At 37.3% G+C, this 7718-nt stretch carries 8 protein-coding genes; 2 read left to right on the top strand and 6 right to left on the bottom strand.

Going from position 1 to position 7718, the window contains the following annotated elements; translation table 11 throughout:
- Positions 1-962, top strand: a 962-nt coding sequence (locus LDK52_RS14350) for a Mur ligase family protein (protein ID WP_277586645.1), incomplete at its 5' end; no start/stop codon positions are given.
- Here LDK52_RS14350 and LDK52_RS14345 read toward each other — a convergent pair.
- The 5 genes from LDK52_RS14345 to mce all read right to left on the bottom strand — a co-directional run bounded on the left by LDK52_RS14345 (position 959) and on the right by mce (position 6500).
- Complete coding sequence (locus LDK52_RS14345) at positions 959-2200, bottom strand: DNA polymerase IV (RefSeq protein WP_277586644.1); 1242 nt, start codon at positions 2198-2200, stop codon at positions 959-961. The two genes, LDK52_RS14350 and LDK52_RS14345, sit on opposite strands and share 4 nt — an antisense overlap.
- Before the next feature lie 706 nt (positions 2201-2906).
- Positions 2907-3392: a chemotaxis protein CheW gene (locus LDK52_RS14340; RefSeq protein ID WP_277586643.1), complete on the bottom strand. Its 486-nt coding sequence runs from the start codon at positions 3390-3392 to the stop codon at positions 2907-2909.
- A 17-nt stretch (positions 3393-3409) separates the two neighbouring features.
- Positions 3410-4522 carry a M20/M25/M40 family metallo-hydrolase gene (locus LDK52_RS14335; protein WP_277586642.1) on the bottom strand — a complete coding sequence of 371 codons (1113 nt, stop codon included), beginning with the start codon at positions 4520-4522 and terminating at the stop codon, positions 3410-3412.
- Between the two features lie 15 nt (positions 4523-4537).
- Positions 4538-6085, bottom strand: a complete 1548-nt coding sequence (locus LDK52_RS14330; RefSeq protein WP_277586641.1) for an acyl-CoA carboxylase subunit beta — start codon at positions 6083-6085, stop codon at positions 4538-4540.
- Between the two features lie 4 nt (positions 6086-6089).
- Positions 6090-6500 carry a methylmalonyl-CoA epimerase gene (gene mce, locus LDK52_RS14325; RefSeq protein WP_277586640.1) on the bottom strand — a complete coding sequence of 137 codons (411 nt, stop codon included), beginning with the start codon at positions 6498-6500 and terminating at the stop codon, positions 6090-6092.
- A gap of 125 nt (positions 6501-6625) precedes the next feature.
- Here mce and prli42 point away from each other — a divergent pair, with 125 nt between their 5' ends.
- Positions 6626-6721: a stressosome-associated protein Prli42 gene (prli42, locus tag LDK52_RS14320; protein WP_277586639.1), complete on the top strand. Its 96-nt coding sequence runs from the start codon at positions 6626-6628 to the stop codon at positions 6719-6721.
- Between the two features lie 537 nt (positions 6722-7258).
- Here the strand turns inward: prli42 and LDK52_RS14315 are convergent.
- Positions 7259-7699: a BrxA/BrxB family bacilliredoxin gene (locus LDK52_RS14315; protein WP_277586638.1), complete on the bottom strand. Its 441-nt coding sequence runs from the start codon at positions 7697-7699 to the stop codon at positions 7259-7261.
- Positions 7700-7718 lie beyond the last annotated feature (19 nt).

Genomic DNA, 7718 nt, shown 5'->3' with positions numbered 1-7718 from the left:
TTCTAGCAATGTGTAACGATCAAGTTGTCATAATGGAGGTTTCTTCTCATGGTTTAATACAATATCGTGTTGAAGGTATGCAATTTGATTATTGTATTTTCACTAATTTAGAACCTGAGCATCTAGACTACCATAAAACTATGGAATCGTACTATTTGGCGAAGCAGTCGTTATTCAATTATTTAAAGCCTCATGGGATTGCTGTGATCAATTCTAATTCATTATGGGGAGAGCGTCTTTGTACGTATTTAACTTCTCTAAACAAAGAGGTTATTAAAATCAATGGCATAAATCCCACATATATTGTAAATGACGAGGAACTAATATCACTCAAAGATCCAATACAATCATATTCCCTCAACAATCGCATGAAAGGTAAGCATAATTTAGAAAATGCTTCACTTGCATTTTCTACAGCAATCTCCTTACACATAAATCCTATAAGTATTGAACGTTCATTAGAAAATTTCAGTGGAGTACCAGGAAGATTTGAGTTGTTGCAGCATCCTTCGGGAGCAACATGCATGGTAGATTATGCCCACACAGGAAATGCCTTATCTCACATTTTAGAAACGGCTAACTTATATAATCCCCAAAGAATCATACATATTTTTGGATTTAGGGGAAATAGAGACGTACAAAAAAGAAAAAACATGGTACAAATTTCTCTAAAAAAATGTTATCTATGTATTTTAACTTTTGACGATTTAAATGGCGTACCAGCGAAACAAATGATCCAAGATCTATATGCACTGGATCCATTGAATAAATGTATTATTATCCCCGACAGAACATTAGCCATACAATATGCATGGGAAATTGCCCAACATAATGACTTTATCGTCATAACCGGGAAAGGCATCGAGAATTATCAACAAAGTTTCAGCTTGCCTACTACTTCTGACATTCACACATTAAATTATTTGAACGACAACTTTGTATTTCAAAATCAGCACACTTAAGCATTATGATCATCCAAGAAGTCTTTACTAAAACTTGTTTTAGATTCCATTGAAGGCTTCTTCTTTATTTTTATTCCACGTTTGATACTATTTTCTCCAAACTTTTCTTGCAATTGCTCCACAAGCTTTAGCATTGGCTCATCTTTTGCATGTTCTTCAAAGTTAAAGATAGATAGTTGTTCTACTGTTTCTCCCTTGTCGTAAACATTGTTGACGGTCACGCCTAGCAATCTAATAGGATCGCCATTCCAAGAAGCGTGGAATAGATCTAATGCCATTTGATTTATTTCTTGTTCCTTATAGAGACGGCTAGTTACTGTTTTACTTCTAGTTTTATTTTTCCAATTAGCGTCCCGTATATGTATCGTAATCGACCGTCCAGCTAGATTTTTTGAATCAAGTCTGGCAGCAACTCTTTTCGATAAACGAAGAAATACTTTTTCAAGTTCCTCTAGATTCGACTCATCATATGGCAATGTTGTTGAATTCCCTACACTTTTCGTATCATAAATAGATTCAGGATCTACTGCCCTATTATCTGTCCCATTGGCACGATTTAACAGTCGAACTCCATTTTTCCCAAGTTTTTCTTTAAGTAAATTAGGATTTGCATTGGCCAAATCTCCTATCGATTTAATACCGATGGATTCCAATTTTCTTGCAGTACTTTCCCCAATACCATGCATATCTATTACTGGAAGTGGCCATAGAATTTCTCCAACCTGTCTTTTCCGTAAAACAGTTATTCCCATAGGTTTTTTTATATTGGATGCAGTTTTAGCTAGAAATTTATTAGGTGCAATTCCAATTGAACTAGGCAAATCAAGTTCACGTAAAATGCGATCCTGAATAGACTTGGCAAACCTAACTGCATCGTTGTTCATATCCACTTCTGTTACATCCATATACCCTTCATCTATCGAAACTGGCTCTACAAGATGCGTATAGGACCTTAATATTTCGAACATTGCTTTAGAAGCGATTCGGTATCGTTCAAAATTAGGGGGCAATAAAATCAGTTCAGGACATTTTCGTTTAGCGTCCCATACAGACATTGTTGTATACACACCTTTAGCTCTTGCCTCGTACGAGCATGTAACTAGTATCCCCCGTCTTTCTTTAGGATTACCAGCAATAGCAACAGCCTTTCCTTTTAAAGAGGGGTCATGTGCTTGTTCAACCGAAGCATAAAAGCTATTCATATCTAAGTGAAAGATAATTCTATGTTTACCTAACAAGTTATTCCCCTCCTTCCGTTCACTCTTTCATAACTGAATTTTTTAATAAGTGAAATCCGAGCAACATTGATTTGCGCTCCAGGTGGACGCTTTCCGCGGGCACGGATTCAATCTCCTCGGGTCAACAGGATGTTGGTCACGAAGGCGTTGCCACACGAGGTGGCGTACTTAGCCTTTGTCCCTCTTTAATGTTCCTGCGCGGCTTTCAGCTCTCGCTGTTCCCGCTGGAGTCGTCACCTTCCGCTCCAATCAAAGAAATTCACTTTATCTAACGGATAATAAATATTTATCACATAAATATTCGTGCTTGATATTACAATAGGTAATTATGAAATTGACTCAACTATTATTAATTCTAGTCGAATTTTACTTTATTACCTTGTTTCATATTAATTTATTCTTAATGTGATCTGCATAATCATAGTGTTTAATATAAACGCTCTGTTCGAATTAATATAAAGATTACTACACCCTTAATTGATTGAAGTGAAGGGCGGCGACTCCAGCGGGAAAAGCGTTAGGCGAAGACCCCGCAGCGCAGCGAGGAGGCTGAGGCAACGCCCGCGGAAAGCGTCCGCCTGAAACGGAAATCAGCAGCAACAATGAATAGATTTACCTTTTAAGTAGCCAGCATTATTGGGTTGTGTTAATGTTTTCACCTTCAAAAAAGGTAGCTATAAGCTACCTTTTTGATTAAATCATGAAACTAGTTATTAACTTTTTCTTCATTCTTTACTTCTTCTACATAAGATTGTATATCATTAAAACCTTCTAAAGAACGAACTAAAATAGAAGCATCCACTATTGTAATCATTCGATTTTCTAGGTTTGCAACTGCTGTGAAATAACGTGTTTTCGTATAATTCACTAAACCAATTTGCTTTAGATTATCTCGATCAATATCTAAAATCTCTTTCGCTTCTTTCACAAGAAGACCAACCGTCAAATTTTCTGTATGCATCGTAACCACTCTTGCTAATACCTCATCAACACCACTACGATTATACAAAATTTGTTCGAAATCGATAATTGGCACTAGTTCTCCACGAATTTTCATCAAACCTATTAAATAATTTGGTAAGTGTGGGATTGGGTTAACATGCTCTAATTTCTCAATAGAGACTACATGTTCAATGGAAACTGCATATTCTTCATTTCCACATTGAAATACGACAACTTTTTCATTGCTCAATAAAGTCACCTCCTATTTTATTCTGCTGCTACTAAAACGATCTCTACTATTAAATCGGCTAGTTTCTCTAACTCTTCAACAGGCATGCGTTCATTTGTTGTATGAATTTCTTCATAACCAACGGACAAGATAACAGTAGGGATTCCAAATCCAGCAATCACATTTGCATCACTACCACCACCACTAGTCTTAATCTCTGCAGTTCTTCCAATACGCTCTACCGCACGTTTTGCAACTTGTACGACCAAATGGTCTTCTTCAAAATGGAAGCCTGGATACATTAATTGCGTTTCTGTCACTGCTTTACCACCCGTTTTTTCGGCAGTCTCTGCAAATGTAGCGACCATATGTGCTACTTGGGCATCTAGTTTTTCTTTATTGATCGAGCGAGCCTCAGAAAGAATATGCACTTCATCGCAGACGATATTTGTTGCTTGACCACCTTCAAAACGGCCGATATTTGCCGTAGTCTCAGCATCTAATCTACCAAGCTTCATAGCAGAAATGGCTTTAGATGCTAAAGTAATGGCAGAAATACCTTTTTCAGGTGCAACCCCAGCATGCGCAGTTTTCCCAGTAATAGTTGTCCATAGCTTTGACTGGAATGGAGCAGCTGTGACAATGCCGCCAACAGGTCCATCACTATCAATCGCGTAGCCATATTTTGCAGTAAGCAAAGAAGCATCCAATTCTTTTGCTCCTACTAAACCACTTTCTTCTCCAGCAGTAATAATAACCTGAATATCCCCGTGTTCAATAGATTGTTCTTTCAAACGACGTATCGCTTCGAATAAAGCGGCTATTCCAGCTTTATCGTCTGCTCCTAAAATGGTTGTCCCATCCGAATATATATAACCATCTTCTTTCATAACTGGTTTAATGCCTTTACCAGGTACTACAGTATCCATATGGACCGTGAAGTATATTGGGTCCACACTTGCGATAGAACCCTTTAATGTAGCGATTAAATTGCCTGCACCGTGACCCGTTTTAGTAGCAGAATCGTCTTCAATAACTGAAAATCCAAGTTGTTCTAATTTACTTTTTAATATAGGTGCAATTACTTCCTCATGTTTTGTTTCAGAATCTATTTGAACTAGCTCTAAAAATTCATCTACTAATCTACTCAAATGAAAGATCTCCTTTTATAATGGAATATTACCATGTTTTTTGTTTGGTCTAGTTTCTTTTTTATTGCGCATCATTTCTAATGATTGAATTAGCTTAATACGTGTTTCTCTTGGGTCAATGACATCATCGACCATTCCCATAGAAGCTGCTACATAAGGATTTGCAAATTTTTCGCGGTACTCTTCAATTTTTTCTGCACGCAAAGCTTCAGGATTGTCACTTTGTGCAATTTCACGTGCAAAAATAATATTGGCAGCTCCGTTTGGCCCCATCACTGCTATCTCCGCATTCGGCCAAGCAAAAACAACATCTGCCCCAATCGACTTGGAATTCAAGGCAACATAAGCCCCACCATATGCTTTTCGTAAAATTACGGTTATTTTAGGAACAGTCGCTTCGGAATAAGCAAATAAAATTTTAGCACCATGACGAATAATTCCACCATGTTCTTGTTTTATACCTGGGAAAAATCCAGTTACATCTTCAAATGTAATAATTGGAATATTAAAAGCATCACAAAAACGAATAAAACGTGCCGCTTTGTCCGAAGAATCTATATCTAGACCCCCAGCCATTACTTTTGGTTGGTTACAAACTAAGCCTACTACCTCGCCTTTTATACGAGCTAGACCAATAACAATGTTTCTAGCAAATTCTTTTTGCACTTCTAAGAAAGAACCTGCATCCACGACTTGATCAATAACCTTGCGAATATCGTAAGGACGAATTGCTTCAAATGGAACGATGTCTGCTAAGTCAGGACGATAATCATCCTCTTCCTTCACCTCAGCTATCGCAGGCTTATCTTCAAAGCTTTGCGGTAAATAACTTAGAAGTAATCGAACACTTTCTAATACTTCCTCTTCTGTTTTCCCACGGAAATGCGCATTTCCACTTATCGTATTATGTACTTTCGATCCACCTAGATCTTCTGCGGAAATTTTTTCTCCGGTAACCGTTTCAATTACCTTCGGACCAGTGATAAACATTTGGCTTGTTTCATCTGTCATAAACACAAAATCGGTTATAGCAGGCGAATACACTGCACCACCAGCACATGGACCTAAAATGACGGAAATTTGGGGGATAACTCCTGAATAGATAGCGTTACGATAAAAAATTTGGCCATATCCATCAAGTGAAACAACGCCTTCTTGAATACGTGCGCCACCGGAGTCATTTAAACCTATAAAGGGCGCTCCATTTTTAGCAGCTAAATCCATGACGTTAGCAATTTTAAGTGCATGCATTTCTCCTAAAGCTCCACCAAAAACAGTAAAATCTTGCGAGAATAAATAAATGGGACGGCCATTTACTTTCCCGTACCCAGTTACGACTCCGTCCCCAGGACCCTCTTGCTTATCCATACCGAAGTCAACAGTACGATGCTTGATAAATGGGCTTAACTCGACAAATGAATCTTTGTCTACTAATAATTCAATTCGTTCACGTGCAGTTAACTTGCCTTTTTCATGCTGCTTTTCGATCCGGTCATCGCCACCACCTAGTTCGATCTTGCGTTTTCGATCATATAAGTCATTAATTTTATCATAAATATCCATAAAATTACTTCGCTCCCCCTGTTTTATCGACTAATTCATAAAGTACTCCACCAGATGCCTTCGGATGTATAAATGCTACCTGAGCACCGTGAGCCCCTGCTTTAGCTGTTTCGTGTATAAGTCGGACACCATTCTCTTTTAGCTCGTCCAGACGCTGTTGGATACTAGTAACGCCAAAAGCAATATGATGAATACCTTCACCCTTTTTTTCAATAAATGAATGAATCGTACTTGTTTCATCGAGTGGTTGAAGCAATTCTAAATGGACATTGCCACTATCTATAAAAGCTACACGAACTTTTTCTGATGGAACATCTTCCATATGTATAAGTTTTAATCCCAATATGTCTGTGTAATAAGGAAGAGAATCTTCAATACTTTTCACAGCAATACCAATATGATCAATTTTCTCCATTTTAACACCCCTTTTGTGAAATATTGCACCTATTTCTATTGTACCCATTTCAAAAAATAATCTCTACCTCTTGTGCATTTTTATGTTTTTGGTAAAATAAAGGTAACAGCTAAAGGAGAGAAATTATGCGTAACAAAACATTTCGTAAAATTATTGTATATTTAATGATTTTTGTAATGGTAATGTCTACATTACTATTCGGTCTAAGCTTCATCTTTTAATGTCAAAACCTGTATCTATCGTTTTCGAAGGGCTTTGTGCAGACGTTTGCTATACTATTACCAACCAGCATCTCTTTTTTCGGTAATCTTATGGCATTTTCCTATCCGTCGCCCTTCTGCAACTCTTAGAAACAGGTTAATGCGTTTTTGGATAACTAGTGAAAAGATACTTCCTTATTTCTAGAAGAAGCTCACGAAGATGCAATTTCGTGAGCTATCTCACTTCTTTATTTAGTAAACACTTATTATTTTTCTTTATTTCCACTAGATTAAAGAAAATCTCCATTCTTCATCTATCGTAAGATAATAGCATTTCTAACTCACAAGCGATTCTAATTAATTTTATCCCGTTCTAAAAATTGTCCAATCTAATCATCTAAGGGATAGGATAGGCTATTTCATAGAGTGGAGTAACACAAATCTTAGCGGTATTATTATTTGTAATTATCAATGTCCATTTTTATATACTTTGGTAATTTCTTAGGAATATTAAAAACCAGCGAATGCATTTATATGCTTTCGCTGGTTTTTATAATTTTATACTTCTTTGCAATGTTCTTCAAATAATCCTTGTAGATGCGTGATTACAGAAGTTGGTGCATGACCTTCTATTTCGTGACGGCCGATTTCTGCGATCGGTTGTCCATCTTTTAGCAAAACAAATGATGGCGAGGAAGGCAAATGATCATCACCGAATAGATTACGAGCTTGTTGTGTCGCTAATTTATCTTGACCTGCAAAAACAGTTACTAGATGATCCGGGCGTTTATCATAATGTACGGAGTTTGCAGCAGCTGGGCGAGCAATTCCTCCAGCACATCCGCATACTGAGTTTACCATCACTAATGTAGTTCCTTGACGACCAAACGCAGCGTCTACCGCTTCAGGTGTAGTAAGTTGTTCAAAACCTGCTGCATCCATTTCTCCACGAGCTTGTACAAGTATATCATTCATATATAGATTAAAATCCATATTCATTTATGTCACTCTCCTTTTT

Source organism: Psychrobacillus antarcticus (genome assembly GCF_029533155.1).
GTDB lineage: Bacteria > Bacillota > Bacilli > Bacillales_A > Planococcaceae > Psychrobacillus > Psychrobacillus antarcticus.
The sequence above is the reverse complement of the archived record's forward strand: the minus strand, read 5'-3'. Positions and strand labels throughout refer to the sequence as shown.

Coding starts and splice junctions, on each gene's coding strand:
- LDK52_RS14330 (WP_277586641.1), bottom strand. CDS start 6,085: ATGGATATTTATGATAAAATTAATGACTTATATGATCGAAAACGCAAG.
- mce (WP_277586640.1), bottom strand. CDS start 6,500: ATGGAGAAAATTGATCATATTGGTATTGCTGTGAAAAGTATTGAAGAT.
- prli42 (WP_277586639.1), top strand. CDS start 6,626: ATGCGTAACAAAACATTTCGTAAAATTATTGTATATTTAATGATTTTT.
- LDK52_RS14315 (WP_277586638.1), bottom strand. CDS start 7,699: ATGAATATGGATTTTAATCTATATATGAATGATATACTTGTACAAGCT.